The 24,888-nt window shown below is 53.4% G+C and carries 22 protein-coding genes and 8 tRNA genes; 3 read left to right on the top strand and 27 right to left on the bottom strand.

The genetic code is table 11. The annotated features are described in order from the left end of the window. Positions 1-104 precede the first annotated feature (104 nt). Together pxpB and PVA01S_RS23305 are read right to left on the bottom strand one after the other, a co-directional pair. Positions 105-1,052, bottom strand: coding sequence for a 5-oxoprolinase subunit PxpB (gene pxpB / locus PVA01S_RS23300; RefSeq protein ID WP_127609970.1), 948 nt, complete (start codon positions 1,050-1,052; stop codon positions 105-107). A gap of 132 nt (positions 1,053-1,184) precedes the next feature. Beyond that, the gene (locus PVA01S_RS23305) at positions 1,185-2,795 is read right to left on the bottom strand and encodes a bifunctional metallophosphatase/5'-nucleotidase (RefSeq protein WP_127609972.1); all 1,611 of its coding nucleotides are present in this window, start codon (positions 2,793-2,795) and stop codon (positions 1,185-1,187) included. Positions 2,796-2,987: 192 nt separating this feature from the next. Here PVA01S_RS23305 and PVA01S_RS23310 point away from each other — a divergent pair, with 192 nt between their 5' ends. Next, the gene (locus PVA01S_RS23310; protein WP_127609974.1) at positions 2,988-3,962 is read left to right on the top strand and encodes a phosphate/phosphite/phosphonate ABC transporter substrate-binding protein; all 975 of its coding nucleotides are present in this window, start codon (positions 2,988-2,990) and stop codon (positions 3,960-3,962) included. Between the two features lie 71 nt (positions 3,963-4,033). Here PVA01S_RS23310 and PVA01S_RS23315 read toward each other — a convergent pair whose 3' ends face one another. From PVA01S_RS23315 to PVA01S_RS23395, 17 genes are all read right to left on the bottom strand, one after another. Continuing rightward, the gene (locus tag PVA01S_RS23315) at positions 4,034-5,008 is read right to left on the bottom strand and encodes a bile acid:sodium symporter family protein (RefSeq protein WP_127609976.1); all 975 of its coding nucleotides are present in this window, start codon (positions 5,006-5,008) and stop codon (positions 4,034-4,036) included. Positions 5,009-5,078: 70 nt separating this feature from the next. After that, positions 5,079-6,440, bottom strand: a complete 1,362-nt coding sequence (locus tag PVA01S_RS23320) for an aldehyde dehydrogenase family protein (RefSeq protein WP_127609998.1) — start codon at positions 6,438-6,440, stop codon at positions 5,079-5,081. 111 nt (positions 6,441-6,551) lie between these two features. Then, a complete protein-coding gene (locus PVA01S_RS23325) occupies positions 6,552-7,421 on the bottom strand; it encodes a class II fructose-bisphosphate aldolase (RefSeq protein WP_127609978.1) in 870 nt (289 codons plus the stop codon). Positions 7,422-7,434: 13 nt separating this feature from the next. Continuing rightward, entirely contained in the window at positions 7,435-8,184 is a 750-nt protein-coding gene (locus PVA01S_RS27560; RefSeq protein WP_127609980.1) for a GntR family transcriptional regulator, read from the bottom strand. Beyond that, a complete protein-coding gene (locus PVA01S_RS23335) occupies positions 8,141-9,337 on the bottom strand; it encodes a diphosphate--fructose-6-phosphate 1-phosphotransferase (RefSeq protein ID WP_127609982.1) in 1,197 nt (398 codons plus the stop codon). The genes PVA01S_RS27560 and PVA01S_RS23335 overlap by 44 nt, the downstream gene beginning before the upstream one ends. Positions 9,338-9,354: 17 nt before the next feature. Then, entirely contained in the window at positions 9,355-10,695 is a 1,341-nt protein-coding gene (sftI, locus tag PVA01S_RS23340; protein ID WP_127609984.1) for a sulfoquinovose isomerase, read from the bottom strand. A 57-nt stretch (positions 10,696-10,752) separates the two neighbouring features. Next, a complete protein-coding gene (locus tag PVA01S_RS23345; RefSeq protein WP_054800251.1) occupies positions 10,753-12,789 on the bottom strand; it encodes an alpha-glucosidase in 2,037 nt (678 codons plus the stop codon). A gap of 26 nt (positions 12,790-12,815) precedes the next feature. After that, complete coding sequence (locus tag PVA01S_RS23350) at positions 12,816-13,490, bottom strand: DUF4867 family protein (protein ID WP_127609986.1); 675 nt, start codon at positions 13,488-13,490, stop codon at positions 12,816-12,818. A gap of 20 nt (positions 13,491-13,510) precedes the next feature. After that, positions 13,511-14,350, bottom strand: coding sequence for a carbohydrate ABC transporter permease (locus PVA01S_RS23355; protein ID WP_127609988.1), 840 nt, complete (start codon positions 14,348-14,350; stop codon positions 13,511-13,513). A 28-nt stretch (positions 14,351-14,378) separates the two neighbouring features. Then, a complete protein-coding gene (locus PVA01S_RS23360; RefSeq protein WP_174817610.1) occupies positions 14,379-15,251 on the bottom strand; it encodes a carbohydrate ABC transporter permease in 873 nt (290 codons plus the stop codon). 56 nt (positions 15,252-15,307) lie between these two features. Beyond that, entirely contained in the window at positions 15,308-16,591 is a 1,284-nt protein-coding gene (locus PVA01S_RS23365) for an ABC transporter substrate-binding protein (protein WP_372814709.1), read from the bottom strand. 251 nt (positions 16,592-16,842) lie between these two features. Continuing rightward, the gene (gene phnE, locus PVA01S_RS23370; protein ID WP_127609990.1) at positions 16,843-17,634 is read right to left on the bottom strand and encodes a phosphonate ABC transporter, permease protein PhnE; all 792 of its coding nucleotides are present in this window, start codon (positions 17,632-17,634) and stop codon (positions 16,843-16,845) included. Then, positions 17,631-18,422, bottom strand: a complete 792-nt coding sequence (phnE, locus tag PVA01S_RS23375; RefSeq protein ID WP_054798044.1) for a phosphonate ABC transporter, permease protein PhnE — start codon at positions 18,420-18,422, stop codon at positions 17,631-17,633. Before phnE (PVA01S_RS23375) ends, phnE (PVA01S_RS23370) begins: the two co-directional genes overlap by 4 nt. Continuing rightward, on the bottom strand, positions 18,422-19,192 hold the full coding sequence (phnC, locus tag PVA01S_RS23380) for a phosphonate ABC transporter ATP-binding protein (protein ID WP_127609992.1): 771 nt from the start codon (positions 19,190-19,192) through the stop codon (positions 18,422-18,424). The genes phnE (PVA01S_RS23375) and phnC overlap by 1 nt, the downstream gene beginning before the upstream one ends. Positions 19,193-19,573: 381 nt before the next feature. Next, entirely contained in the window at positions 19,574-20,347 is a 774-nt protein-coding gene (locus tag PVA01S_RS23385) for an ABC transporter permease (protein ID WP_054798042.1), read from the bottom strand. Next, the gene (locus tag PVA01S_RS23390) at positions 20,340-21,260 is read right to left on the bottom strand and encodes an ABC transporter ATP-binding protein (protein ID WP_127609994.1); all 921 of its coding nucleotides are present in this window, start codon (positions 21,258-21,260) and stop codon (positions 20,340-20,342) included. Before PVA01S_RS23390 ends, PVA01S_RS23385 begins: the two co-directional genes overlap by 8 nt. Before the next feature lie 94 nt (positions 21,261-21,354). Beyond that, a complete protein-coding gene (locus PVA01S_RS23395; protein WP_127609996.1) occupies positions 21,355-22,158 on the bottom strand; it encodes a uroporphyrinogen-III synthase in 804 nt (267 codons plus the stop codon). A gap of 110 nt (positions 22,159-22,268) precedes the next feature. Here PVA01S_RS23395 and PVA01S_RS23400 point away from each other — a divergent pair, with 110 nt between their 5' ends. Then, complete coding sequence (locus PVA01S_RS23400; RefSeq protein ID WP_244933032.1) at positions 22,269-23,000, top strand: 3D domain-containing protein; 732 nt, start codon at positions 22,269-22,271, stop codon at positions 22,998-23,000. A 384-nt stretch (positions 23,001-23,384) separates the two neighbouring features. Further along, positions 23,385-23,744 carry a hypothetical protein gene (locus PVA01S_RS23405; protein ID WP_054798040.1) on the top strand — a complete coding sequence of 120 codons (360 nt, stop codon included), beginning with the start codon at positions 23,385-23,387 and terminating at the stop codon, positions 23,742-23,744. A gap of 168 nt (positions 23,745-23,912) precedes the next feature. On the opposite strand, the gene PVA01S_RS23410 is transcribed toward PVA01S_RS23405, so the two are convergent. From PVA01S_RS23410 to PVA01S_RS23445, 8 genes are all read right to left on the bottom strand, one after another. Beyond that, a tRNA-Pro gene (locus PVA01S_RS23410) sits at positions 23,913-23,986 on the bottom strand. Between the two features lie 8 nt (positions 23,987-23,994). Then, positions 23,995-24,074 (bottom strand) — tRNA-Leu (locus PVA01S_RS23415). A 63-nt stretch (positions 24,075-24,137) separates the two neighbouring features. Next, positions 24,138-24,214: transfer RNA gene (locus tag PVA01S_RS23420), tRNA-Arg, on the bottom strand. A gap of 184 nt (positions 24,215-24,398) precedes the next feature. Beyond that, a tRNA-Leu gene (locus PVA01S_RS23425) sits at positions 24,399-24,482 on the bottom strand. 11 nt (positions 24,483-24,493) lie between these two features. After that, positions 24,494-24,579, bottom strand: a tRNA-Leu gene (locus tag PVA01S_RS23430). Between the two features lie 15 nt (positions 24,580-24,594). After that, positions 24,595-24,667 (bottom strand) — tRNA-Lys (locus PVA01S_RS23435). Between the two features lie 12 nt (positions 24,668-24,679). Continuing rightward, positions 24,680-24,765: transfer RNA gene (locus PVA01S_RS23440), tRNA-Tyr, on the bottom strand. A 12-nt stretch (positions 24,766-24,777) separates the two neighbouring features. Further along, positions 24,778-24,853, bottom strand: a tRNA-Phe gene (locus tag PVA01S_RS23445). Between the last annotated feature and the right edge of the window lie 35 nt (positions 24,854-24,888).

Consider the following 24,888-nt stretch of genomic DNA (forward strand, 5'->3'; position numbering starts at 1 on the left):
GAACGCATCGGCGGCCCCGCCGGGCACGACGCCGACGCCGCGCAGGCCGAAGCGGCCGGCGTCCTGTACGGTCGTCTGCAGCCCCGGCTCCAACACGACAACGCTCATGATCGTCCCTCCTCCCGCGTTAACCAGCCTGCGGCCGGATCGCGCGCAAGCTCGTCGTACTGCGCGCGATCGACCGGAACGAAACGCACGCGGTCCCCCGCTTGCAGCAAGCTCGGCCGCTCCCGCTCCGCGTCGAACAACGCATACGGCGTCCGGCCGATCAGCTGCCAGCCGCCCGGCGCCTCCATCGGGTAGATGCCCGCTTGAACACCGCCGATCGCGACGGAGCCGGCCGGCACCTTCTGGCGCGGCACGGCTTTACGCGGATGCGCCAGCTTCGCGGGCAGCCCCCCGAGATAAGGAAAGCCGGGCAAGAAGCCGATCAACTGCACCTCGTAATCCGCGGAACAGAACAGCCGGATGACCTCGCCGGGAGACATACCGGCCCGATCCGCCACCTCCCGCAGATCGGCTCCCAGATCGTCTGCGAAACAGACCGGAATCTCCACCGCGGCAGGGGCGACGTGCGTCGCCGGAATCGCCTCTTCCTCGGGCGCCACCGCTTCCGCCGTTGCCCCACCCGCCGCCGCGAGTCCGGCTTGCCGCGCACCGCACCCTACCGCATCCGCCCCGGCCCCTGCCGGATGCTCCCGGGAGCCAAGCAGCCTCTCAATCCACGCACACACTTGCTCATAAGGCGTACGCTCCCGCCGTTCGCTCGTGTCGTAGACTGGCTCCGCCGTTCCAGGGGGGAAGCCGTCCCGGTACACCGACCACACATCATAGAACAAAGTAACCGTCGCATACGTTTGTACCCATTCCGTAATAGCGGGCGGGCGCTCCTTCTCCAGCAGGCGGACGAATGCCGCCAGCCGTGCCCGCGAAGCATCGAACCCGGTCGATGTCGGGGAGGGGCCGGGATTTACCCGGATGACGACTGCTGCTTCGCCCAGTGGATATAACTCGAATTCCGCCGCATGCTCTTCCTGCCCGACTGCCCTCATCGCTTAATCCGCTCCCCTGTCCCGGATACGCCACACGCGCACGCCGCAAACAGCGAGCCGCGATACGTATTCGTTCATAATCCTTCGATACCCCACAGCGCCACAGCTTGATCCATCCGTTTGAAATACCGCTTAGGCCTTATCCCGCTTCGGCTTGCCGTCCCATACGATCTCCCAGTTGTGATTCAGCGTCGCTTCGATCGTGCCGCGTTCCATAATATAACCGGCGAGCAGTTCAGCCATGTCGGTCGGGATGTCCTTCACGACGGGCTTGCCTTGAAACATCATATAATTGCCGCCGCCCGCCGCACGGTAATTGTTCATCACAACGTCGTAGTCGGCCTCCGGATCAAGCGGCCGGCCTTCAAAGCGAAGCTCCTCCACCCGCGAGCCGACGGGACGCGATATATTGAGCTTATACTCGATGCCTTCCCACATGTCGTAGTTGTAGTGCTGCGGCTTCGGATCGCTGAACGCAGGGCTGACACGAATGTCGCCTTCCCCGTTGTAAGTGGCAAAATAACCGGCCGATTGCTCCAACGCAGCCTTAATGTCTCGTCCCTTCACGCGGATAACCTGCAGCGTGTTCGGATAGATATAGTTGGAGACGATATCGCGCATCGTGATATGCTCCGGGAATCCCGGCGAAATGTTATCGAACAGCGCCGTATTGGAAATTTTCGCGCCGGACAGCTCCATCTGCACCTTGTTGATGAACTCGATCAACGGGTGCTCCTCCAGCCGCACCCGCATCGGATCGTGCACCCGCATATCCCCGATCAGCCGCCCGATCGGTTGATCGAGCCATGTTTGCGCCTTACGCTCGTGCGGCTCCGTAATCGCCAGCACCGCCGCATCCGGTTCTACGCCTTCGGGCGACAGCAGCTCGGACAAGGCGTCCGTCACGCGCCAGCTTCCGTCCGGCTGCCGGGTTACCGTCAGCGTCACCTTGCCGAGCCAGGCGCCGGCGCTGCCCGGCTGTACGACCGGCACGCCGCATACGCGCGTCCGCGAGATGGACCGGTGCTGATGACCGGTCAGCAGCACATCGATGCCTTCGACATCGCGGCACAGCGCGTAGCCTTCATTTTCACCCGTTTGCGGTTCGCTCGGTTCGCCTGATTCCAGATGACGCTCGAACCCGCCGTGGTACGACACGATCACCACATCGGCCCCTTCCTCCTCGCGCAAATACCGCACCCAGCGCTGTGCCGACTCCACCGCTTTATGGAATCGCAAGCCGGCGATATGCTCCGCTTTTTCCCAATTCGGGATGTAAGGCGTGGTCAATCCAAGTACGGCGACCTTCAGCTCATGCTCGAACGAACGAATGATGTAGGGCTTCCCCAAAAAAGGCTGCTCGTCCGAAGCATTCACAATATTGGCGCTTAACCAAGGGAACGAAGACTCGCCGACGGCTTTGCGAAGCAGCCCCATGCCGTAATTGAACTCGTGATTGCCCACGACTGCCGCGTCATACCCGAGTTCATTCAGGCATTGAATCATCGGATTCGGTTCGTTCGCGTTCAATTTGGCATGATGATACGCCAGCGGCGTACCTTGAATCAGATCGCCGTTATCCACGAGCAGCAGCGGGCGGCCGCGCTCGCGTTCTTGCCGAATCAACGTTGCGATTTTGGCGAGCCCCGTTTCAATGGGCTTATGATTGGCATATTGGATGGGCATAATGTTTCCGTGAATGTCGCTCGTTTCCAGCACGGTGATCGTCAACTTCTGGGTCACAGCGGGGGTTCAACTCCATTTGTCATGAATTTGAATTCACTATAACAAATTCAGGGATAAAGAGCCATATGCAGCTTCATGTGAGGAAAATTAACACAAATGCGACATATTAACAAATTTTTAACTGTCCATCTCCCCAAATTGTGGTATAGTGTATTTGTTAAAAGACAATTAACAGGAGGTCAATTTGCTATGCTAAAAAAAATGTCTGCCCTTAGCTTGTCCCTCATTCTGACAGCCGGACTTGCCGTCGGTTGCGCTACGAAAACGGACAACAACCAAGGCGGTCAGGCCCCGGCGCCTGCGGACAAAAAACAAGAAGCCCCTGCGGCTAAAGGCTTCGAACCGAAAGAGCTCCGCGTTCAATTCGTGCCTTCCCAAAGCGCCGAAACGCTAGAAGCGAAAGCGAAACCGCTGGAAAAGCTGCTCGGCGACAAGCTCGGCATTCCGGTCAAGGTTTCCGTTTCGACGAACTACAACACGGTTATCGAAGCGATGGCGTCCAAGCAAGTCGATATCGGCTTCCTTCCTCCGAACGCCTACGTGCTTGCGCATGACGAGAAGAAAGCGGCCGACCTGCTGCTGCAAGCGCAGCGTTTCGGCATCGACGATAATACCGGCGCCGAAACGAAAGATCTCGTAGACTTCTACAAAGCGATGATCATCGTCAAAGCGGACTCCCCGATTAAAGAGTTGAAAGACTTGAAAGGCAAATCGATCGCATGGCAGGGCGTAACATCCTCCGCCGGCTTCGTATGGCCAGCTAACGAAATGAAAAAAGCGGGCGTGGATCCGGAGAAAGACGTCAAAGGCATTGAAGTCAAAGGCCATGACAAAGGCGTACTAGCCGTATTGAACGGTCAAACCGACGCTGCCGCAATTTTCCAAGACGCACGGAACACCGTGAAGAAAGATATACCGGACGTCTTCGAAAAAACCCGCGTCGTCGCTTTCACCGCTCCGATTCCGAACGATACGATCACCGTGCGCAACGACATGGATCAAGCTTGGAGAGACAAGATTGCCCAAGCGTTCATCGATATCGGCAAAGATCCGGAAGGCGCCAAAATCATTTTCGATGTATACTCGCACCGCGGCTATGTCAAATCCGACGACAAGAAATTCGATGTCGTACGCGAATATTCCAAGAGCATCGGTCAGAAGTAATCGGACACGTTCCTAACAGAAACACCTTCGGCTTTCGCTTATTGCAGCGAAGCCGAAGGTGTTTTTTCTGTTTACATGCCGGAGCTCTCCTTGAGCTTGGCCTCATGCCTGGTCCAACGAAATACATAATAAAACAGCAGCGCCATCGGATGCTGAAGCAGCATAGCAATCAACACCGGCAGAGCAACGATAGGCTTGAAGAAAGCGGCGGCCAGCACGACGCCGACGGTATAATTCCGCACGCCGCCGGAATATGATATCGCCACCCTTTCGCTTCGGTCATCTGTAAACACAGAGGCGATGAGAAAGTTCGCCAGATATCCGAATATCAGGGTGACAAACAGGGTCACGACCAAAAGAACCGCGTTAGAACCGATGGCGTCAATCTGTTCCGAGATCGAAGCGGCATTCAACAAGACGATGATATAAAGACAGGCTTTGCCAACGAGCGAAGAAGCGGGCTTGAGCCACGGCTTCTCCGCTTTTTTCATCACATATTCGCCAAAAAGCATACCAAGGACAGTAGGAATGAGCACGAGCTTCAGCAGATTCATCGTAAGGCTTTCCACATTCAGGCTGACATGAGACCCCAGCACGACGGACAAAGTCAAAGGAACGATAAAAGGACTGAGCAGGGTATCCAGCGATACTAACGATAAAGTGGTTTCTACGCTTGCTTTATTATAGGCGACCCAAAATATGGAGGTCACGCCAAGGGGAAGCAGCGTTGACAACGTAACGCCGGTAACCAAATCCGGATGGAAAGGGAAGACTAGGCCGCTGATCTGAAAAACGGTCCATGGGATAACCAGATGCACGCCTGCCATGAACAAAACGAGGAAACCCGGTTTTTTGAATAAAAGAACAAATTTGCGATAATCGGCTTGCATCGATGAAATAAAGGTCAGGATCATAAAAAGAAACGACGTCCATCCCGTCCAGGCCGAAAGCCCTTGACCGGATGTCAAGCCGAGCAGCATGATCAGAGGCATGATCACATAAATCCACTTCTCCATGAATGCATTCGTCTTCCGCAGCTGTTCCATGTGCTAGGCCTCCTTGCCAAACCGCTCTAAGCGCATCTTGAGCAGAAAGCTTGTTTCCTGCTCTCCTCTTTTATAAATTCAGCACAATGAGCCGCTCTTCCGTCATTTCTTCTATCGCATAGGCCGGCCCTTCTTTGCCGGTTCCGCTGCGTTTCACTCCGCCATAAGGCATGTGGTCTACACGGTAAGCGGAAGCGTCGTTAACGATGAGTCCGCCCACTTCAATTTCTCTGGCCGCCTTCATGGCAAAGCGCAGGTCATTGGTGAACAGCCCGGCTTGAAGACCGTAGTCCGAGTCATTCACTTTGGCAATGACTTCCTCCTCCTCCCGGTACGTATCGATAGAGACGACCGGACCGAAAACTTCCTGGGAGCAAACCTTCATGCCCGGCTGAACATGAGTCAAGATCGTCGGATAGTAGAACGCCCCTTCCCGCTTGGCTCCAAGCACCGGAACCGCTCCTTGCTCCACCGCTTCCCGTACCCAGCTCTCCACTCTTTCCGCTTCCCTTACACTGATCATCGGCCCGATGTCCGTCGTTTCCTCCAGCGGATTGCCCACGATGAGCTTGCTCGTTCTCGCCTTCACCCGCTCGATGAACGCCTCCTTGACTTCTTCATGGACATAAACGCGCTGGACGGAAATACATACTTGACCGGAGTTATTAAAGCTTTTGAGCGCCACCAACTCGGCCGCCTGGTCCAAATCGCAGTCTTTATGCACGATCGTCGCCGAGTTATTTCCGAGCTCCAGCGCGACTTTGCGCAAGCCCGCTTGTTGACGGATGATTTCCCCGACGCGTACGCTGCCCGTGAAGGAAAACATGCTCACCCTCTGATCCTCAAGCAGCCAAGAGCCGATCTCTGCGCCGTCGCCGGTCACGACCTGCAATCGCCCCTTGGGCAGCCCGGCCTCGCCGAACAGCTCGGCCAACAACAGCGAAACAACGGGAGTAACCTCCGACGGCTTCAATACGACGCTGTTGCCGGCCGCAATAGCCGGACCAATTTTATGGCATACCAGATTGAGAGGAACGTTGAACGGAGTAATGGCAGCGATGACCCCAACCGGGACGCGGATCGTGAACGCCATCCGGTTCTCCGAGCCGGCCGCCGACTCCACCGGAATGCCCTCCCCGTGAATGCGCTTCGCTTCTTCCGCCGATATAATGATCGTCTGAATGGCCCGATCCACTTCGCCCCGCGATTCGCGGATCGGCTTGCCTACCTCTGCGGCCAATGTTGTTGCAAACAGCTCTTTCTTTGCTTGAAGCAGCTCCGCCACTTTCATGAGAACCCGATAACGCTCGAATGGCGCGAACGGCTGTCGGCAAGCCGCGCTTGCACCTTCTACGGCCCTCGAGACATGGCTCTTCTCGGCCCGTGCAATTTCGGCAAACGGCTGTAACGTATATTTGTCGGTCACCTGCATGATTCTTTCCGTTTGTTCCCATTGTCCGTTGACATATAAACCGAATGCTCGATTGAAATCCACGAATACATCACCTCGTATTTATAGTAATGTTACGATCTTTAATCGTAACTAATTGTGGTAATCACGCGCTTTGCCGGAGCTGCCGAACAAGCGGATTTTTTCCTGAACTTTGGCCTGCATGACCTCTCTGCCGCGGCCAAGCGATACGGCCAGATGATACTCCTCCCGGTCTTTCAGCAGCACGTCAAGCATACCTTGCGTAAACGATTGTCTCAATTCCGTATCGACGTTTATTTTAGAGATGCCCAGGGAGATGGCCTTTGTAATTTGTTCGTCCGGCACATCCGAACCTCCGTGAAGCACGATCGGACGCTTCACAGCCTCTGCAATTTCCTGGAGACGCGCGAACGCGAGCTTTGGGGGATTCTTATAGATGCCGTGCGCCGTACCGATGGAAACCGCCAAATAATCAACATCGGTTTCCTGTACAAAACGCACCGCATCCTCCACCGAGGTAATCATTGCATCCTCTTCATCGACCGTAATGTCGTCTTCTGTTCCGCCTATTTTTCCGATTTCCCCTTCCGATCCGATGCCAAGAGCTCTTGCAGCCTCCACAACCTTGCGGGTAATCGAAGCGTTATCCTCAAAGGGAAGCGACGACCCGTCGAACATGACGGATTGAAAGCCAAGTTGGATGGCTTTCATCGTTTGATTGTACTGCCGGCTATGATCCAAATGGATGCACACCGGGATGTTCGTATTTTGGGCAAACGTATCGATCATGACCTTCATCGGCTCGAGCCCCATATAGTGGATCACTCTTTGACCGACCTGAATCATGACCGGCGCCTGCTCCGCTTCCGCGGCCCACAAAATCGCCTGGATGCTTTCCGCGTTATGAGCGCTGAAAGCGCCGACGGCGTACCCGTTGTCCCAAGCGTTCTTCAACATCGTTGTACCGGAAATAAAAGGCATGATGCATCTCTCCTTAGCGCGTAAGTTCAATATCGTAACTATATTGGTCGCTTCTGAATTTCGTTCTTGTATATTCCATCGGAGCATCGTCGATCCCGAAGCTTAACCGGGTCATCTCCAGTAAAGCCTCACCGGCGCGAATCCCGAGAAGATCGGCTTCATGCAGGGTTGCGTTGATCGCTGATATTTTTTCTTTGGCATGCTTGAGAAATGTTCCGTGATTTTCTAATATTTCATAGTATTTAGCTGAATTCAGATCGTATTTCATAAGAATTTGTCCGATTTTCTCAGGCCAGCAGCTGCGTTCTAAAGCAATGGGCACATCATTGGCAAGCCGAATTCGTTCAATAATTAAGACACTTTCATTCTCCGGCACCTGCAGCACCGATTTCTCAAAATTTAACATCGACACAAACTCCGCCCGGATGAGCTGCGAATGCGGGACAAGTCCCCGCTCCATGACTTCTTCCGCAAAACCGCGCAGGCGCCCCAGATTCCCTACGAGCTTCAGCGGCAGCACGATCGTGCCTTTCCCTTGGCGCTTCTCCAGCAGCCCCTCCTGAACAAGCATATTGATCGCTTGCCGGATGGTCGTGCGGCTTACCTTGAACGTCTCCATCAGTTCCTGTTCCGTAGGAATCAGGCTGTTGGGACGCCACACCTGGTTGTGAATAAGCTTGAGCAGGGCATCCTTGACTTGTTGATATAACGCAATGTTCTTATTGGGATCTACGGAATTCGGGTTGATGCTGTATGAGGTCATCGAAGGCTCTCCTTCTCCACATCGGAGGATATCTCATGATGCGGTCTCCAATTAATTGTTCAAGCCACGAGTAAAATTCGGCTGGCCTTGAAATGTATTCCTGGGGCAATAACCGTTCCCCGTCGTTAGCCACATGTTCAAGGGCGACGCTCTTTAATTTATAATTATATCCAATTACCTGGTTTCTTTGTATACTTACCATGACATTGGACATTCCTTTTTTTACGTAAAGAGCCGCTTCATTCCCAACCTCGTAAGCCTCGGTTCGATCTTGATCGGAGATAGCCCACACGGCGCAGCGCTGATTCATCCCTAAATTTTCCGAACGGACGGTCATTCCCATATTCATCCGGATCAATCGTTCCATCTCCGTAGAAATGCCCCCGAGAACCGCTCTGCCCTTCACGACTTCTCTTTGCACTTGCGAATCCCCGTCGAAGGTAACGCCTTCGCTAACGACAATCGTCGCCATGCCGTTCTCCTTCACGATGTCTTGGACCTGCGCCAGAAACCGCTCCTTCGACAGGGGAACTTCCGGCACGCAGATCATGTGCGGCCCTTCGAATTCGGACTGCTTAAGCAATCCGGCGGCAAGAGCGAGCCAACCGGCATTGCGGCCCATCGTTTCGATAATTCTCACCTGCTCGAAATTGCGCATAGCTTCCAGGTCTTTGCTTATGTCCCTGACGGATAATGAAACATAACGGGCTGCGCTTGCATAACCCGGCGCATGGTCGGTGCCGGATAAGTCATTGTCCACCGTTTTGGGAATCCCTATCGTTTGCAGCTCGTAATTCATGGAAGCGGCGGCTTCGCTCATTTTTTGCAATGCGGCCATCGTACCGTTGCCGCCGATAAAGACAAGCGTATGAATATCTCTTTCCTTCAGATTGAGCACGGCTTTCGTTATGGAATCGGGAGTGAACGGATACCTTCCCGACCCCAAGCAGGCGCCTGGTACGTTTTTATGACTTCTGAGCCAGTCCAGGCCAGAGCCTTCGATGAGCTCCAGATCGTTCTCAACCAAGCCTTGATACCCGTTCATAATACCGTAAATTTGAGTCTGATCGGGCAGACCGTCTACAAAGCCTACCAGACTCGCGTTGATGACAGAGGTTGGCCCTCCGGCTTGCCCGACAGCGATTTTAAGCATAAAAACCACCTCCTGAATCAAACATAAGCGATCGTCTCTATCCCCAGTTGTCGCCCAAGTTCGATTAAGGCATCAACCACATCCTCGTACACAAGCGCAAAATGAGGCTCGAACCCTTCGTTCATAAGTCCGGTCAGCGTCCGGCTGACATCAAGAGGAAGCTGCACCTCGACGGAAGTCCCGTTAAACGGCTGCGGCACATCCAGCGCATTCCCCCGCATGACGAGGAGCCTATAGCCGCTTGGCGTATGGCTTACTCTGAAGATCGTAACGCCGCCGGGCTTCAGCCCGAATTCCATCGTAAAGCCAAGCTTGCGGTTAGGGTGCACGCCCGCTTGCGCACCCGTTGACGGATGGGCAAGCGAATACGCCCCGGCTCCGCAATGCCAAAAGACTACGGAGTTCCGTTCCTCATTCACATGCACGAGATCCCCCAAGTAAGGCGCGCTTCCGCCGCTTAGCTCCTGGAGCACATACATCGAGATGGAGCCGTGGATGTCGGACTCACAGGAGGAGACGATGCCGCCTTCCGTAAACTGGGATAACGTAGAGCAAGCCGCAGCTCCAAGCTCATTGAAGAAATCCGGCCAGCAGCGAACCGCTAAGGCCTGGATCCGGTTTTCTTGAATGTAATCTTCGAGGTACGAATAAAATTGGGCAAATTTTTTGACCGTTTCATCGGACCGGTTTAATCCTACGACCTGCTTTTCAGCCCTTTCGACAGCACGAATCCATCGCGATTCATCGATTTTCGCGCATTCGCTGAAGGCTTGCTGCAGATCGAGCTTGTGCAATCGGACGCCCAGCGCCGTTTGCAGTTCCGCTTCGTCCGAATCGGAGAAGAAAAAGCCCGGCGGATGCTCCCCGACGATACCGATCGACAGCTGCTTTAATTTATGGATCACCTGGTTCACCTGGAGCTGCATGTGAAGCTTCTCCTGCAACCGGGGCTCCGAAGGATTGCCGAATACGAAGGCGAAAGGATGCGCTAGATTTTTTAATACGTTGCAGGTGCTGTTGCCTCCGGTTAAAGAATTCAAGCGAAGGCGTCCGCCCACGCTCGGTTCCCGTACAGACCAAACGATCACGGGCGCTTTGAAATATTCGAGCACTTTGACGGCGAATTCCCCGTCTGCGAACGTGACGCTTTGATACACGACGGAATCGATAGATTGACCCTGGACGCTCTGCAAGAATTGCTCCAGCTCTTCAATCGAAGTTAGGATATGCTCAGGCTCGTGCAGCGTCCGGCACTGCTTCTTTAGAAACTCGGAGGTTTCGGCCCAAACGACCTCCGCTGCAGCCAAGTCAAATGTTTTGCGGCCAATGGGCAAGTAAAGCACGGATGTTTCCAACATGGAAGTGTCACACCTTCGGTCATGGAATTGTTTGATGCGGCAAAGACTTTATGTTCTCTATAGCTGCCCCACTTCACGGAACAACTCTTTATACGATGAATGCTCCCTGTAAAATACGGGCGGCTTGCCGAGCGGAGCCTCTACCTGGATGAAGCCCCCTGTATACTTCGCCCCGCTCCATAAGTGCACCCATTCATCTTCAGGTAAATAGACCGTCCAGGACGTCTCGTGCTCTTGATGCACCGGCGCAACCAGAAGATCGGGACCGTATAAGTACTGGTACTGAATATCGTAGCTGCGCTCATCTTCCTCATAATGCATAAACAGCGGTCTTTGTACGGGAATTCCCAATTCCGCATTGATTTTGACCATAGCCTTCGTATAAGGCGACAGCAAAGTGTAAATCTCCGTCATTCTGGCCAAATGCTCCAGCGTTTCATCGTCGCTGTCGAACTGCCAGCAATCATACGGGCGATTTCCCTCATGCGTTCGCATTACCGGGGTAAAGGCGCCCATTTCCGCCCACCGCATGAACAGCTCCTTGCTGCGCTTGTTTCCGTGCAAGCTCGTGTAGCCGCCAATGTCGCTGTGATGCAGTCCGTTGCCCACCATACCCGAAGACAGGGCTGCGGGAATAACGGAAGCGAGTCCATCGTCAAGCGACCAATCCACGCTTTGATCCCCCGCCCACAGCAAAGTGCAATATTGCTGCACGCCGGTATAACCGGCCCGCATAAAGTAAACGATCTCGCCCAGCTTACCCGCTTCTTTTACCGCTTCATAGTTGATCTTCGCCCACAGCACAGGCCATGCGTTATGCATCAATTTGGCGGATTCGCCGCTGTATAAAGTAAGATCGATGGGCAAATATTCGCCGAAATCGGCCATCCAGCCATCCAAGCCAAAATCGATCAGGTTTTCCTTAATCACCTGTTTGTACCATTCGCAAGCCTCGGGATTCGTAAAGTCCACGACTCCGCAATAAAACTCGCCGAAATCGACCAAATAAATATCGCGCTGTTCGGTTAGCGCTAAATATCCTTTTGCTTTTGCCGTTTGAAACAGATCCCCTTCGACGGCGACATAAGGATTGATATACCCTAGAAACCGGATGCCCTGCTTTTTCCACTGTCCGATCTTTTCGTCCAGCTGTGGGTACTCCTCCGGATTCCAGCGCCAGTTCCACATTAATCGTTTGCCGAAGGAAGTGATCCGTTTGCCCTGCCAATCCTGACACCACACGCCCCCTACCTTGACACCCTTGGATAAGGCGCGCTCCAGCTTGGCCTCGACCACGCCCGTACCGCCCTGAATGCCGAGAATAATCCCGTTATACGTCCACTCCGGAAGCTCAGGCTGATGTCCGAATCTGTCGGCAATAAGACTTGCCAGCTCGACGAAGGTTGCAGCCGCTTCCACGATGATCCAGCGAGGCACGCCCCAGATTTGAAGCTCGTGGTAATTCGGCTTTGTGAAATTAAAGTCCGCGTAAGCCGTCGTTTCGACGTGACAGTAATATTTCTTGCTGGACACGTAAGTCGGCTGCGGATAATTCGTCGTATAATAGTCCCCGCCCGCCTTATCGAGCACATCGGCCTGCCAAGTCGTATAGGTTTTCTTATTTCTCCCTACGCCCGGTTCGGAAGTCCACAGCGGGAAGCTTTTGCCCCTTAAATTGAAGTGCGACATTTGCTCTCCGCAGCCGTATACTTTCTCCTCCGCATCCGATGCAACCCGGAACCAAACACGGTTGATCGACGACTGCTCAGAAGTGAACGCCAGCCGGATGCCATGCGCCTCCTGCTCTAAAGAAAGCGTCAGGTACGGCTGTCCGCCCTTCGCGTTAAAGAACGTTACAAACTCGGCCTCCCCTTGCTTCTTCCATTCCGCGTGCCGCAGCGCCAAACGTTCGATCACATAATCCTGGATGTCGAAGTTTCCTCTGTACATCTCCATCGTTTCTTCGCCGTAGCCGACATACAGCAAAGGCTGGTCTGTCGTATGGCTAATGAGCGCCGAGCCGTTTAACTTGATTTCGAATCCATCCTCATGCCGGTAAATGATAAGGCCCTCTTCATTAGTTGCTTCGCTAATCAACCGATTCACGCTCCCCGAATAGGCTAGTAATTAATCGCCAGATTGTCGCCGATAATGCCGGGATGTGCGCCTCTTTCCAGCAAAGGCGTACGCTCCGGATGGGCCAGCAGCCATTTGTTCCGCATAAACAGAAGCCGATCCTCAGCCGTCACCTGTTCCGGCCGCCGATCCAGCGGTTCGTTGGTGCCTTTCGGAAGAATCACGACGCACTTGAAGCCCTCATCGGAAACTTTACAGGGCGCAAAATGCAGCGTTGTCGCATACAGCTCTACGGCCGTTCCGCGAGGAATGACAAACCCTTGTATATGTTCAGTCGAGTACGAATTGTCCCGGATATCCTGCACCTTTCCCAGAAGAAGCACAAGATCCGTCACTGCGACATTGATTTCACTGCCTTTGTGGTACTCCAAGCCGTTAAGGCTGGAATTCCGACCGTTACAGTAGCCGATCTGTATGTCCATCCCTCCATACATCGAGGCCCGGAGCGTTTCCTTGACTGCCGTTTGCTCCAGTTCCTCTACCGAAGCCACATACGTATTGCCCTCTTGCGGAATCGGGGTATTCTCCATAAGCGTCAGGATTTCCTGAAAATCATAGCCGGTTAACACGCTGCCATATGGCCGAAATTGTTCCTCATTCACGGTATACAACCGAACATGCGGATTGAACGCTTGCAGCTCTCTAAGTTTCTCTCTCATGTTTCTCTCCTTATCTCTTTCTAGCCTTTAACCGATCCGGCCGTTACCCCTTCGACAAAGAAGCGCTGCAGGAATACGTATGCGATAACCATAGGGGCCGAAGCGATCACGACACCGGCGAAAATCATCGGATAATTGGTCAAATATTCACCCTGAAATTGCAGCAGGGCCAAGGGTAACGTTTTCTTAGCATTGGAATTAATAAAGAGCAGCGGATACAATAAATCGTTCCAAATCATGACGCTCAAAAAAATGGCGGAGGCGGATAAGGACGGCAGCGTGATAGGCAGCACAATCCGGGTGTACATCTTCCACTCGTTCGCTCCGTCTATCGATCCCGATTCGATCATTTCCTTCGGCAGTGTCTTCATGAAGCCGGATAAAATAAATACGGCAACCGGCATGAATACCGACGTGGAAACGGCGATCAATCCCGTGATGGAATTCGTTAACCCGAGTTTGGAAACAAGGGAGTAAATCGGAATCATATTCACCTGGGGAGGAACCATCATCCCTGCCGCGAACAATCCGTACAGGACTAACCCGACCCAGCCGGTAAATCGGTATATCGCATAGGATAATAAACTGGAAAACAACAGGATAAGGAAGATCGTGACCAACGTTACGACCACACTGTTCATAAAATATTGCCCGATCGCTTGCTCCCTGAACATGCTGATATAATTGTCCAGATTCAGTCCCGAGGGCAGCCCGAGCGGTTTTTGAAACAGCTCCGCCGTAGTTTTAAAAGAAGCGAGAACGACAATAGATACCGGGACAATGATCAGGAGCGCGCCAAGCAGAAGAACGATTCTTTTGAGCAGGCCGCCTGCCACTGTTTCTTGATTGATCTGATTCACGGGCGGTTCATCCTTTCGTACAAGCTTCTCAAGCCGCGCGATTTCCCTTCAGCAATTTAAACTGGACAAACGTAATGAGCGCGATAATCGCCATGAAGGCCATCGATTGAGTAGCCGCATAGCCGAATTCGGAGCTCTGGAAGGCCGTATGGTAAATGTAGGTGGATAAAATCTCCGTCGAGAAGGCCGGGCCTCCGCCGGTCAAGGCAAAGATCAAATCAAAGGCTTTGAACGACTGGATGGTCGTATAGGCGACCACGATGGTAGCAGCCGGGGCGACCATGGGCCAAGTAATGTTCTTGAACGCTTGCCAGCGGTTTGCTCCGTCCAGGTAAACGGCCTCGTAAAGCTCTCCGGGAATGGCTTGTAATCCCGCTACGAAGATGACAAGCATCTGTCCCGTATGCGCCCAAATCTGTACGAAAGCGATCGATAGCATCGCGATGCTCGGATTGCCAAGCCAGTTTTGCGCCAAGGCTTCAAGCCCGATATTCCCGAGCATAATGTTTAAAGCCCCAACGTTCGGATTCAATACGAATCCCCAAATGAAAGCTACGGAGATCGAGGAAATAATCGTTGGAAAAAAGTAAAGCGCGCGCAGAAAAACGTTCGTTTTCGAATTTTTCAGCAGCAAAATCGCCAAAACCAGAGAGAACACGGTTTGAAACAAGACTACGCAGAGCATAAACTTCAAATTGTTGACCATGGCTTTTTTGAAGATCATGTCGCCAAAGAGCATTTTCTCATAGTTGGCGAGCCCCACCCAATTCCATTCCGGCGATATGCCTTCCCAGTCCGTAAACGAAAGGATTAGCCCGTTAATCGTCGGATACACAAAGAACAGCAAATAAAGCAAAAGGCCCGGCAATACAAACAAATAAAGCGATTTACTCTGCTTCATCAGCTACCTCCGTCTTGCTATGGGAGGAGGGACCGCCTCCTCCCATGCCGCTAAGCTTACTTCTTTACATTTTGATCGATAATAGCTTGGGCTTCTTTGGCGGCTTGTTCCGGACTTTTCCCGCCAACCACCGCTTGGATCGAAGCGACAACCGCTTTTTCATTCTGGGAATTGCTGATTAAATACCGCGGATGAAAACGTGTTTTCTTATCCATCCAAGTGGCCGATTCCTTCAATTCCGGCGTATTGTATTGGACGCCTTTCACCGTAACCATCTGACCGGTTTGATTGGCATACTTCTCAGCGTTTTCTTTCTGGCTGAGGAATGCGATAAACTTCTTGGCTTCTTCCTTGTACTTCGACTTCGCGTTGACCCCGAGCATAAAGGTCGTCGTATGAATCCCTTCGAATACCGCCTTGTCCGCGGATACGGTAATCGGCGCCAGCAAGCCTTGAACCAGGTTAGGGTTAAGCTGCTTGTTGCTGGACATCATGTACGATCCGGTCGCGAGCATCGCCGCTTTCTCCTGAGCGAAAAGCGATCCTGCAATATCTTTATTCGTCCCGAGCGAATCCTTCTGGAAATATCCTTTATCCGCAAGCTCTTTGAATTGGGACAACGTTTTGACGAACCATTCGTCCGTCAGCTTGGCCTGACCCGACTCGACTTTGGACCAGATGTCTTCGTCCGTGTTATTGTTCATCATCATCGAGTTGACGAACTGCCCTGGACCGATATCTTGACCCGGGAAGGCGATCGGAACATACCCGTTGCTCTTTAACGTTTCGCAAACCTGTAAAAACTCGTCCCAGCTTTTAGGAATTTGCAGCTTTAATTTTTCAAAAATCGCCTTGTTGTAAATCGGCTGGTTGTAAACTAACTGGTAAGGGAAGGCGAACTGTTTTCCGTCCTTTTTCCCCGCTTGAATCAAATTGTCATTGTAATTGCTTACAAAACTCTCTTTGCTCAAGTCCTCATATAAATTCGATTTCGAGATCGTTTCAAATTGAGCGCCCGGAAACGAAGCGAACACGTCCCCGGAAGAACCGTCGAGCAGCTTAGCCTGGGCGTTCGCCAGATACGACTCGGACGGGAAGATGTTCATTTCCACCGAAATATTCGGATTCGCTTTATTAAAATCCGCGATCAGCTCTTCAAACACTTTTTTATCTTCTCCGCGCCAATGGATAAAGCTGATTTTTACTTTCGACTCGCTTTTCTTCGCCTCGCCGGTGTTTGTATTTTGCGCTTCGCTGCCCGCTTTGTTCGTTTGAGCACAGCCTGTGATTGCGACCGTACCGACAAGTAAAACAGATGCCCATTTCATCATTTGTTTCATCTGCTTGCCCCTTTGCTTATTTTTTGTTAATTAGCCACCCTAAAAACCAATTGTTTCTAACATCATGATGTTTTCACTTCCTGCCGGCCTTTTGTAAAGCGTTTACATCACTATGTTTGATTACATTGTAACTACCTTTAATTGTTTTGGCAAGATATTTCTTCACGACCCCTTCCAATCTGCCTGCCCAACGCCAATAAAGCCCGATCCTTGACGGCTGTCAAGAAGGGGCTTTATCGGTGTTGTCAATTTTAGACCAAACGCTTGCGGATGGACGACGAGATGATGTCGATAATCGTCACCATCACAATAATGCCGAGAAGAATGATGCCAACGCGATTCCATGCGCGGGCTTCCAAGGCAAAGATCAGCGGCGCGCCGATCCCGCCGGCACCGATCAAGCCCAGAATGGACGCGGATCGTATATTAATCTCGAACCGGTACAGCGCAAACGAGAAGAAGTGCGGCAGCACCTGCGGCATAATCGCAAACCAGAGCACCTGCAGCCGGTTGGCCCCGCAAGCGGTCAACGCTTCCGTAGGCCCCATGTCCAGGTTTTCAATAGCTTCCGAATACAGCTTGCCCAGCATGCCGATCGAGTGCAAACCTAACGCCAGCACGCCGGCATAAGCGCCCGGCCCGACGGCCTTAATGAAAATGATGGCCATAATAATTTCGGGGAACGTGCGGATCAAGCTTAGCATGAATTTGCCGCTTCCGGTTACGGCGCGGTACCGGCTCATATTCGTGGCCGCCCAGAAAGCGAACGGCACGCACAATATGGCGGAGATGAACGTCCCGATGATCGAGATGCCCAGAGTATCGAGCAAGCCTCGAAGCAAATCTTCTCCTTCGGGATCGTAGACGAATCCCCAGTCCGGGTTGAACAGGCCGCTCATGATGGTGGCGAAGTCGCGGCCGGCATTTTCGGTTAATCCCCCGAACTCGATCCCGGTGAACGACCAGACGTAAATGGCCAGCACGATGATCGCAACGAGCCAATAACGGATACGGAAAGGTTTACGAACCGATTTCGTACTCATAGCAGCCTCTCCCTTACCTTGGTGCTGATGTAATCGATAATAAGAACGATCGCCAGCGTCAGAATGATGATCAGCGCCGAGCGGTCATACCGGAATTGCTGCAGCGTGCGATCCAGGAACAACCCGATCCCGCCGGCTCCGACCAGTCCGAGCACGGCTGCCGCCCGAACGTTAACTTCGAAGGTGTATAAGAAATACGCCGCATACTGCGCCGCCACCTGCGGCACGACACCGAAGTGAATCCACTGCATTTTGTTCGCGCCGACGGCCGTCATCGCTTCAAGCGGTCCCGGATCGATCGCTTCGATCGACTCATACGTGAGCTTGGCGATCAGGCCGAACGAGAAGAAAATAAGCGCCAGCACGCCGGGCGCCGCGCCGATTCCGAAGATGGCGACGAACAAGCCGGCAAACAGCAGCTCCGGAATGGTCCGGATCAGGTTCATAATGAATCGGGCCGGCTGGTAAATCCACGGCGTCCGGGCGACGTTGCCGGCCGCGAGCAGCGCGATCGGAATCGCCAGCAGTCCGCCGATCGTCGTACCGATGACGGCCATTTGCACCGTTTCCATCATCGGATCCCAGACGACGTCGATATAGCTCCAATCCGGCGGGAACATTTCGACGATCAGCTTGCCCATCTCCGGCGCCCCTTGGATTAGCTTGGGCAGGCTCGAATCGGTGTTCTCCGCGCTCCACCAGAGCAGCACGATCAGCAGCAGCGTCGTCATATACGACTTCATACGCGATGGTTTCTGTAAAATCTTCTTGCGCTCGGAGTCGGTCATTACGCCTCTCCCCCCAGCAACTCGTCCTTCTTAATGGCACGGCCGTATATTTCCGAAAACTTCTCGTCCGTCGCTTCTTCTACCGGACCGTCGAACACCACTTCTCCAGCCCGAAGCCCGATGATCCGCGTCGCATACTCGCGCGCCAGATCGATAAAGTGAAGATTAACGACCGTTGTAATGCCGAGCTCCTGATTGATTCGTTTCAGGTCGTCCATGACCTGGCGCGTTGTCAACGGATCAAGCGAGGCGACGGGCTCGTCGGCGAGAATGATTTTCGCTTCTTGCGCCAATGCCCGGGCAATCGATACGCGCTGCTGCTGTCCGCCGGACAGCTCGTCGGCACGCGAGTAGGCTTTATCCAGGATATTTACACGTGAAAGGGCGTTCAGGGCAAGCTCGACATCCTGCTTCGGGAACAAGCCGAGCAAGGTCCGCAACGTCGAATGATAGCCGACCCGCCCGGATAATACGTTGCGCAGCACCGAGGAGCGCTTCACGAGATTGAAGCTTTGGAAGATCATTCCGATATCGCGGCGCAGCCGCCGAAGCTGAGCGCCGGATGCCGCCGTAATCGAATGGCCGTCGATGACGATTTGACCGTCGGTAATTTCATGCAGGCGATTGATCGAGCGCAGCAAAGTTGACTTCCCGGCTCCAGACAGCCCTACGATGACGATGAATTCTCCCTTTTTCATGTTCAAATTAATATTTTTGAGACCTACGGTTCCATTGGGATACACTTTGGAAACATTTTTGAATTCTATCATAAGTAACCATAAATCCCCTTTTAGTTAAATTGGCCAACAAAAAAACATTCGACACGATCTGTGGTTTTCCTCTTTCCTTTCACAGGTTTACCTAACCTTATTTTACCTGTTGGCCCGCCTGTTTCCGTGAAGGCGGTTTCAATTCCGTTCACCGTCAAACCACCGTTCAATAGGTCGGAAGAACCAGCGTCCGGGCAGCTGCAAGAAACGTCCTTCTCGGAACGTCCCCCGCATGTAGAGCCCCTGACCGGAGACCTTTTCGAAGGACATACATTTATGTTTCAGCGGAAGCTTTCTTGCGATACAGAGCGACTTGCACCACTTACAAAAAAACGTGACGTTATCCTCCGCTTGAGCGGAAGACCGTCACGTTTATTTGCGCTAACTGCCGGCAACGTCCCGTTTCGTAAACAATAGCCAGGATATGCCGTAAAACAGCAGCCAGTACAAGACCAGCACCGTAACCGAGAAACCTAACGTCATGCCGGGCAAGAGCGGCTTGCCGCCTACAATGTAAGGGGTCAGATCCGTGTTGGCGAAGACGAAGTATTTGACCCATTCGTACTTTAGTGACACAAGCGCCGCTACGATACCGTCTTTCGTCCACAACAGAAAGATGGACAACCCGATAGCCAGCGAGCTGCTGCGGAAAACCGCCGAGATCATGAAGGCGAGCGTTACCGCCATGACAATATTCACCGCGTGGAGCAGGTACGTTCGCACAATGTTTCCCATCGTCACCCCTTCGCCCACCTGTCCGCCTACGCCGAACAGCAGCAGCCCGGTGAAATAGGCGCTTATGAAATGAACGACGAGCAGCGTCAGCACGAACAGCAGCACGGCGATGTACTTGGACGCCAGAATCTTGCTTCGCGACGCCGGGCGGATAAGCAGCAGCTTGATCGTTCCCCACGTAAATTCAGAGGCGACCATATCGCCTGCCACAATGACGCTGAAAATCGTGACCAGCATGGTCAGGAAAGTCGCGAAGGCCATAAACTGCAGCACGTGCGCCAAGTTCGCATCCAGCATGAACTTCATCAGAACCCCTGTCATGATGACGCATAAGATGAGAATCGCCAGCATGATCCAAGTCCGCACCCGGCTGTAAATTTTCATCTGCTCGTTCTGAACGAGCGCGAATAGGCTAGACAATCCGATTCCCCCTTGTTACCTCAAGGAACTGCTCCTCGAGCGTCTTGGTGATCGTACGGATCCCGTAGACGGCGATACCCGCCGCCACGATACGCGCATTCAGCGCGGCTATCGCCTCCCGCCGGTTCGGCAGCCGGACAGCCAGCTCCGAGCCTTCCGTCCGCGCTTCCAGCTCGTCCTGGAGCAGCTTCAGCGCATCCCCCGGGCGGTCTAATTCAAACCGTACCTCGTGCGTATCGGTATCGTCCGATGCGTTCTTGAAAGAGCGTACATCGAGCAGCCGGCCGTTCTGGATAATGGCGACACGGTCGCACATCAGCTCCATCTCCGACAGCAGATGGCTCGAGACGATGATCGCAAGCCCTTCGTCGCGGGCCAGCGTCCGCAAATAATCGCGAAGCTCCCGGATGCCTTCCGGGTCGAGTCCGTTCGTCGGTTCATCGAGCACGAGAACCGAGGGCCGGTGCAATATCGCCTGAGCGACGCCGAGCCGCTGACGCATCCCCAGCGAATACGTCTTCACTTTATCGTGAATCCGGTTGTCCAAGCGGACGAGCCGCACGACTTCATCGATGCGCTCTTTATCCACACTCGGCATCATCCGGGCAAAATGAATCAAGTTCTGATACCCGGTCATAAAGCCGTAAAACTCCGGATTCTCCACGATCGCGCCGACATGCCGCATCGCCTGCTCGAACTGCCCGCGAACGCTATGGCCTTGAATCCGGATTTCTCCTCCGGATATCGAGATCAATCCGACCATCATGCGGATGGTCGTCGTTTTGCCAGCCCCGTTCGGGCCTAGAAATCCGAATACTTCGCCCGGGCGGACTTCGAACGTCAACCCGTCGACGATTGTTTTGGCGCCGATTTTTTTCGTCACCTGGTGGAGCTTCACTACCGGCGTATTCATGATGGAGCCTCCATTTAAGCCAAAAAGGTATCGTATCTTTTCCAACAGGAAAAGTATACCATACCTGTCCATCCCGGCCCAAATAAACGCCGGATTACGATTCGTAGTATTTCGCGAGGGTGACCATCATGCTCCCCATCCGCTCCTCTTCGGGTGCGACCACCCGTTCGATTCCTTCCTCGCGAAGCGCTTCGGCCGTAACCTTGCCTACCGCAACGGCGACGACGCCTTCCGCGAACGCCTGAAGCAGCTGTCCGGCCACACCCTGCTCTCTGGCGTACTGCAGGAGGAAGCGTACTTGCGGCGTACTGGTGAACGTTACCGCGTCCACTTCGCCGTTCACGATCTCGCGCAGCAATCGGTCCACCACCTCAAGCTCGGGAGCGACGTGAAGATACGGCAATATTTCGTGATGCGTCGCGCCGCGTTCTTCCAACCACCGGACAAGCCGCGGCGCATGATCCCCGTACAACTGCAGCGCGACATGTTTCCCTCGCAGATCGATCGGCTCCAGCGCCCGTAAAAGTCCGGAGGTCGTGCCGTCGTCATCGCGCACTTGAGGTATCACGCCTAACTTCTTCAGCACATTCACCGTCTTGTAGCCGCGGGCGGCAATCGGCGTGCTGCGCAGCAGCTCAGCGAAAGCGTCCGCCTTGCCGATCGCTTCGGCGGCTTGCACGAGCAGCTCCGTGCCGCCCCCCGTCGTCAACATAATCCAGTCGGCGCCCCGCTCGATCAGCTTCGCCACTTCGCCCTGCACCTGCTCTCCCTCGACCGCAACCGTGCCTTGCGCCGGTCGAACAAGCGGGATACCGCCCATTTTCTCTACGATGATGCTCAGCTCCGCTGCTTTGCGCGGCCCTGTAATCGCGATGCGTTTGCCGGTTAATTTTGCCATATGGTTTCCTCCGATTGTCGAGTCAAGGTATGTACCATGTATAGAACTCTCTCATTTCGGCAACTCTAGTAGCAGAATCGGTACATATTGCTAGAGGAGGAATGAGAGAGATGCATGGTATGACTCGTATGTTTGTTGTTTTATTCGCATGTTTGAGCCTGGTGACGACATTATCGTCCCCGGCAGCTGCCGATCCGGCCGACGCGGCCGGCTATGAAACTATCTTTATTAACGATTTCTACATCGCTTCGGAAGACCCGGCGAACCAGGATGCTTCCGATACGATGCATACGGCGGCGGAGCCGGTCGTCATTCCGACCACCGTTCCTTATATCGTTCGCTCCGGCGATACGCTGTATCAGATCGCCCGTTCGTTCGGCGTCAGCCTGACTGCCATCCTGGCCGCCAACTCGATCCCGAATGCGAGCCGGCTATCCATCGGCACCCAGCTCGAAATTCCCGTTCAGGAGCCTGCACTGCAGTTTGCCGACGGCCAAACGAACGTCGTCGAACAAGTGCTGTCTTCCACCTTAACCGCCTACACCGCCGGCTACGAATCGACGGGCAAGACGCCTACCCACCCGCAATACGGGATCACCTACAGCGGCAGCAAGGCGCAGGAAGGCCGCACGATCGCCGTCGACCCGAAGATTATCCCGATCGGCACGAAGGTGTTCATTGACGGTATAGGACTTCGTACGGCCGAGGATACCGGATCCGCGATTCGCGGCGCACGCATCGACGTCTACATGACCGATCTGAAAGAAGCCCGTGATTTCGGCGTCAAGAAGAACGTTAAAGTGTATGTGCTCGGCGCAAGCCAGCGCGACGCTGCTTACTAGCCGTACAGCACCCCATTCTCTCTGCTCTGCCGGGGGCTGTATATGAATGCCCAGCTCCGCCAGCCAGCGGAGCTTGCCATTGGCGACGGTTCATACCCATAGCGTTCTGATTGGCGAACAAAATTTCCGCCACCGCTTTGCAGAGCTCGACGTCCGATGAATGGGAAGCCGCCGATACAGCATTCTCCCCATAACCCCAAGTTTGCCCTTTTTCGTTTCATCATCCATCATAATATGAAAATAGCTGCGAACCAACATGTTTTTTGCAAAAAAGGGCAAGCTAAGCGATGTCCGGCAATGAACGGTTCTCTCTAGCCGGGAACGAACGGACGAACATCTCACCGGCCTAACTGCGCGGCCGAGTCCGGGAGGTATGCTCTGCGTATGCGGTACCTTATTATTGGTCTACTCTTCTGCTTCACCGTTCCGCTCGTCTTAACTGCCGGCTGCGGAAAAGAGAATGCCCCTGATCAGCAATCGCGGCAGCAAAGCGATAAACCGATTGATACGGAACTGCAGCAGCAGATGAAAATGTATCAGGAAATCAAAAAGCAAGAATACGAGCAGAACAATCAGAGACGAACCGCCGAAAAGAAACGATTGAAGGAGCTGCAGAAAACACAGGAGGAAGCGCTCAGGCACGAGCTCGAATTTCAAGAGAAGGTGCGGCAAAGCGGAAATCCTTTGTCTTCTGATAATAACGACACGAATAACCAACAGGGATCCGACCAAGAGCTTGAGTAAGAATCCCCGCAACAGGCGGGACAATAACCGCTCATAAAGCGAATCCCGGGTGCAGCCGGATGCCTTATGAAATTCAGCTTCCCTTGAGAGAGGTACGTTTTGACATGCAGAAAAAACAAAAAAATTGCGGAGAAAATTCCCGCAATTTTTTGTTTACCGTTGTTAGTATCGGGACGACACGATTTGAACATGCGACCCCCTGGTCCCAAACCAGGTGCTCTACCAAGCTGAGCTACATCCCGTTGTTTAATGCCGGTAGAGGGACTTGAACCCCCACGGTTTCCCTCACGATTTTGAGTCGCGCGCGTCTGCCAATTCCGCCATACCGGCTCGTACAATTGTTGCAATGGTGTGCGCCCTGAGAGATGCACTTTGTAACTCGATGAAGATGAATGGCGTGCCCTGAGAGATTCGAACTCCCGACCTTTTGATTCGTAGTCAAACGCTCTATCCGGCTGAGCTAAGGGCACATCTTGTCAAGTCAACGAAGGATATCATATCATGTATAACACCATGTTGTCAACTACTTTTTTCATGCAGCAAGGAGAGCTCTTGATCCCACATACATGGATCTATACCATGAGTGCCGATCTTGCCTTACGGCAGAAAAAAAACTTCAACCTCAAAGGCTGAAGCTCCTTTTCTGATACACGATGCGCTCGAGAGGACTCGAACCTCCACGGCTGTTACCCCACTAGAACCTGAATCTAGCGCGTCTGCCAATTCCGCCACGAACGCATGTTTGGATATGGTGCGGTTGAGAGGACTCGAACCTCCACGAGCGTACGCCCACTACCCCCTCAAGATAGCGTGTCTGCCATTCCACCACAACCGCATATTGAATTAAACGTGAGCCATGTAGGACTCGAACCTACGACACCCTGATTAAAAGTCAGGTGCTCTACCAACTGAGCTAATGGCTCATACTGGATAACTGGTGGAGGCTGATGGATTCGAACCACCGAACTCGTCAGAGAACAGATTTACAGTCTGCTGCGTTTGGCCACTTCGCTAAGCCTCCGTGTTAATTCCATGGTGGCTCGGGACGGAATCGAACCGCCGACACGAGGATTTTCAGTCCTCTGCTCTACCGACTGAGCTACCGAGCCCAATTGGGCAAAATAAAAATTCCCCGAGGGGAAAT

Source organism: Paenibacillus validus NBRC 15382 (assembly GCF_004000985.1).
GTDB classification, from domain to species: domain Bacteria; phylum Bacillota; class Bacilli; order Paenibacillales; family NBRC-103111; genus Paenibacillus_G; species Paenibacillus_G validus.

Bases quoted from the DNA above. Each gene is read 5' to 3' on its own strand.
- PVA01S_RS23310 (WP_127609974.1), top strand. From the start codon at position 2,988: ATGCTAAAAAAAATGTCTGCCCTTAGCTTGTCCCTCATTCTGACAGCC.
- PVA01S_RS23365 (WP_372814709.1), bottom strand. From the start codon at position 16,591: ATGAAACAAATGATGAAATGGGCATCTGTTTTACTTGTCGGTACGGTC.
- sftI (WP_127609984.1), bottom strand. From the start codon at position 10,695: ATGTTGGAAACATCCGTGCTTTACTTGCCCATTGGCCGCAAAACATTT.
- PVA01S_RS23390 (WP_127609994.1), bottom strand. From the start codon at position 21,260: ATGAATACGCCGGTAGTGAAGCTCCACCAGGTGACGAAAAAAATCGGC.
- pxpB (WP_127609970.1), bottom strand. From the start codon at position 1,052: ATGAGGGCAGTCGGGCAGGAAGAGCATGCGGCGGAATTCGAGTTATAT.
- phnE (WP_054798044.1), bottom strand. From the start codon at position 18,422: ATGACCGACTCCGAGCGCAAGAAGATTTTACAGAAACCATCGCGTATG.
- PVA01S_RS23405 (WP_054798040.1), top strand. From the start codon at position 23,385: ATGCGGTACCTTATTATTGGTCTACTCTTCTGCTTCACCGTTCCGCTC.
- PVA01S_RS23315 (WP_127609976.1), bottom strand. From the start codon at position 5,008: ATGGAACAGCTGCGGAAGACGAATGCATTCATGGAGAAGTGGATTTAT.
- PVA01S_RS23325 (WP_127609978.1), bottom strand. From the start codon at position 7,421: ATGCCTTTTATTTCCGGTACAACGATGTTGAAGAACGCTTGGGACAAC.
- PVA01S_RS23320 (WP_127609998.1), bottom strand. From the start codon at position 6,440: ATGCAGGTGACCGACAAATATACGTTACAGCCGTTTGCCGAAATTGCA.
- PVA01S_RS23400 (WP_244933032.1), top strand. From the start codon at position 22,269: ATGCATGGTATGACTCGTATGTTTGTTGTTTTATTCGCATGTTTGAGC.
- phnE (WP_127609990.1), bottom strand. From the start codon at position 17,634: ATGAGTACGAAATCGGTTCGTAAACCTTTCCGTATCCGTTATTGGCTC.
- PVA01S_RS23335 (WP_127609982.1), bottom strand. From the start codon at position 9,337: ATGCTTAAAATCGCTGTCGGGCAAGCCGGAGGGCCAACCTCTGTCATC.
- PVA01S_RS27560 (WP_127609980.1), bottom strand. From the start codon at position 8,184: ATGACCTCATACAGCATCAACCCGAATTCCGTAGATCCCAATAAGAAC.
- PVA01S_RS23395 (WP_127609996.1), bottom strand. From the start codon at position 22,158: ATGGCAAAATTAACCGGCAAACGCATCGCGATTACAGGGCCGCGCAAA.
- PVA01S_RS23360 (WP_174817610.1), bottom strand. From the start codon at position 15,251: ATGAAGCAGAGTAAATCGCTTTATTTGTTTGTATTGCCGGGCCTTTTG.
- phnC (WP_127609992.1), bottom strand. From the start codon at position 19,192: ATGATAGAATTCAAAAATGTTTCCAAAGTGTATCCCAATGGAACCGTA.
- PVA01S_RS23350 (WP_127609986.1), bottom strand. From the start codon at position 13,490: ATGAGAGAGAAACTTAGAGAGCTGCAAGCGTTCAATCCGCATGTTCGG.